Here is a 3,366-nt window from a genome sequence, read left to right as displayed (position 1 = left end):
CCAGAGGTGATTGCAGCTACGGTTGCGATTGCTGCGGTAAGGGTGGTTTTACCGTGGTCAACGTGTCCGATGGTTCCGACGTTAACGTGTGGTTTTAGACGTTCAAACTTGGCCTTTGCCATGGGTATTTCCTCTTTTTTTAGGGTCAACAGCTTAATTTATATAAAGTAATTAAGGGAATACTGACCACATTAAGATAATTGTTAAAAGGGTGCACATACTAATGTGCAGATATTATAAGAAAATCACGAGCAATAACAAGTCTTTTAACCAATTATTGCTCTATTATCTACTGACAATATAGAGATATGCCCCATATTGTCATTCTCGATAGATTTCTGCTTACTCGTCATCATCTTTATTGTTGAACTTAGAGATGATCGCTTCTGCAACTGATTTTGGAATTTCAGCGTACTTTTGGAATTCCATAGAGTAAGTTGCACGGCCCTGTGACATTGAGCGCATTTGTGTGGCATAACCAAACATTTCCGCTAATGGTACTTCAGCACGAATCTGCTTAGTGCCGCCAGGTAAGTCTTCCATACCTTGAACCATACCACGACGACGGTTAAGATCGCCCATGATATCGCCCATGTAGTCTTCAGGCGTTTCAACTTCTACTTTCATGATTGGTTCAAGTAGAGCTGGGTTTGCTGCCATGAAGCCTTTACGGAATGCGATAGAACCAGCCATTTTAAATGATAACTCATCCGAGTCAACATCATGGTAAGAACCATCATATAAAGTTGCTTTTACGCCAACTACTGGGTAACCAGCAAGTACGCCGTTTTTCATGCGCTCTTGAATACCTTTGTCAACCGCACCATGGAATTCTTTTGGTACTGTACCACCAACAACTTCTTCAGAGAACTCATAAAGAACTTCGCCAGCTGGATCCATAGGCTCAAGACGTAACCAGACGTGACCAAACTTACCACGACCACCAGTCTGACGTACAAATTTACCTTCTTGCTCAACCACGTTACGAATCGTTTCACGATAAGCAACCTGCGGCGCACCGATGTTTGCTTCAACGTTGAATTCACGCTTCATACGATCAACAAGAATCTCAAGATGCAGCTCACCCATACCACTGATGATAGTCTGACCAGACTCTTCGTCAGTATGGACACGGAATGATGGATCTTCTTTCGCCAAACGACCTAGAGCAATTGACATTTTTTCTTGGTCAGCTTTAGTCTTAGGTTCAACCGCTAGAGAGATAACTGGATCTGGGAATTCCATACGCTCAAGGGTGATTACGTTTTGCTCGTCACATAGCGTATCACCAGTGGTCACATCTTTCATACCAACTAAAGCTGCGATATCACCTGTACGGATTTCTTGTAGCTCTACTTGAGCATCTGCCATCATCTGTACGATACGGCCAACACGCTCACGCTTCATCTTAACAGGGTTATAAACACTGCTGCCTTGTGTCAAGACACCTGAATAAACACGAACGAAGGTTAAGTTACCAACGAACTTGTCGTTCATGATTTTGAACGCTAGTGCTGCAAACGGTGCTTCATCTGATGCTTCACGCGTACCTTCAGACTCTTCTTTATCATCAAGGATACCTCTAATAGCAGGTACATCCATTGGCGCAGGAAGATATTGAATAACAGCATCTAACATCTTTTGTACACCTTTGTTTTTAAAGGCAGTACCACAAAGAAGTGGGATGATTTCGTTATCAATAGTCAACTGACGAATAGCAGCGTTGATCTGATCAACCGTTAATTCACCGTTTTCAAGATACTCATTCATCAGCTCTTCAGTCGCTTCAGCAGCATTTTCTACTAGATACTCACGGTACTCTTCCGCCTTTTCTTGTAGTTCTGCTGGGATTTCGCGCTCTTCAAACTGCATACCTTGAGATGCTTCATCCCAATACAAAGCTTTCATGGTGACTAGATCAACAACGCCTTCAAAGTCGTCTTCTTTACCAATTGGGATAACCAATGGTACTGGCTTGCCGCCTAGACGAGTTTTGATCTGCTCTACCACACGGTAGAAATCAGCACCAACGCGGTCCATTTTATTAATGAATGCTAAGCGTGGAACTTTATATTTGTTTGCCTGACGCCATACGGTCTCAGACTGTGGCTGAACGCCGCCTACTGCACAGTAAACCATGCAAGCGCCATCAAGAACACGCATAGAACGCTCAACTTCAATCGTGAAGTCAACGTGACCTGGGGTGTCAATGATATTGATACGGTGTTCGTCAAACTGTTTTGCCATACCTGACCAAAAACAAGTCGTCGCCGCAGAAGCAATGGTAATACCACGCTCTTGTTCTTGCTCCATAAAGTCCATGGTAGCTGCGCCATCATGTACTTCACCAAGCTTGTGGCTAACACCGGTATAGAACAAAACACGTTCAGTTGTGGTCGTTTTACCAGCATCAATGTGCGCAGAGATACCAATATTGCGATAGCGCTTTAGGGGAGTTTTACGAGCCATAGTGTTTTCCTAGGGAAATTCGTGTATATAATAATGTGTTGTGTCTCTACCTCTACTCTATGACAAAGCCAGATGGCCTTATGGTATTACTAATTATTGGACCTAATACGGGCAAAAAACAGTAACAACTAAGAATAGTGCGGCATCAAACTCAGGAGACTTTCTTTACAGAATAGCATCCCTTTTTAGAACAGCATCTTGACAGATGTCCGCCATCTAAATGATCAATCCATTTATTATCTTACGATAACTATGCTCAAATCATTTACTAACAATGGCGACAATCAATAGAATAAATAAACTGTATTTGGATGACTGATATACACCAGTCATCCAAAACTACTTTTAAAAACAAATTAATTAAAAGTAGCTTAGAAACGGTAATGAGAGAATGCTTTGTTCGCATCTGCCATGCGGTGAACTTCGTCACGCTTCTTCATAGCATTACCTTTACCATCAGCAGCATCATTCAATTCGCCTGCTAAACGTAAAGACATTGATTTCTCAGAACGCTTTGCAGCAGCTTCAGCTAACCAACGCATAGCCAAGGCGGTACGACGGGAGGGACGTACTTCCATTGGTACTTGGTAAGTGGCACCACCAACACGGCGAGCTTTTACTTCAACCATCGGGCGAACGTTTTCTAATACGTCTTCAAAGAAAGATACTGGATCTTCGATGTTACGTTTTTGTGCAACTGTCTCAAGTGCACCATAAACGATACGCTCAGCAGTAGACTTTTTACCATGGCTCATGACATGGTTGATGAATTTTGCAACAGTTTGGCTACCAAACTTAGGATCCGGTAGGATCTCACGGGTAGCAACGACGCGACGTCTTGGCATAATAAATATCCTTTTCTTCAGGAGTGTCTGACATTCACAATCTCGCACCAAT

Annotated in this window: 3 protein-coding genes; all 3 read right to left on the bottom strand. The window is 42.8% G+C overall.

From position 1 onward, the window contains the following. On the bottom strand, nucleotides 1-122 hold a 122-nt coding region (locus tag ABYU67_RS11970), incomplete at its 3' end, for a GTP-binding protein (RefSeq protein WP_372844461.1). A 220-nt stretch (nucleotides 123-342) separates the two neighbouring features. Next, nucleotides 343-2,469 (bottom strand): elongation factor G, encoded by a 2,127-nt coding sequence (fusA, locus tag ABYU67_RS11965; protein WP_372845502.1) that lies wholly within the window; start codon nucleotides 2,467-2,469, stop codon nucleotides 343-345. A gap of 371 nt (nucleotides 2,470-2,840) precedes the next feature. After that, nucleotides 2,841-3,314, bottom strand: a complete 474-nt coding sequence (gene rpsG / locus ABYU67_RS11960; RefSeq protein ID WP_201531954.1) for a 30S ribosomal protein S7 — start codon at nucleotides 3,312-3,314, stop codon at nucleotides 2,841-2,843. Between the last annotated feature and the right edge of the window lie 52 nt (nucleotides 3,315-3,366).

Origin of the sequence: Psychrobacter sp. (genome assembly GCF_041554015.1) — a bacterium.
Lineage (GTDB): Bacteria > Pseudomonadota > Gammaproteobacteria > Pseudomonadales > Moraxellaceae > Psychrobacter.
This window is presented reverse-complemented; position numbering and strand designations above follow the sequence as displayed.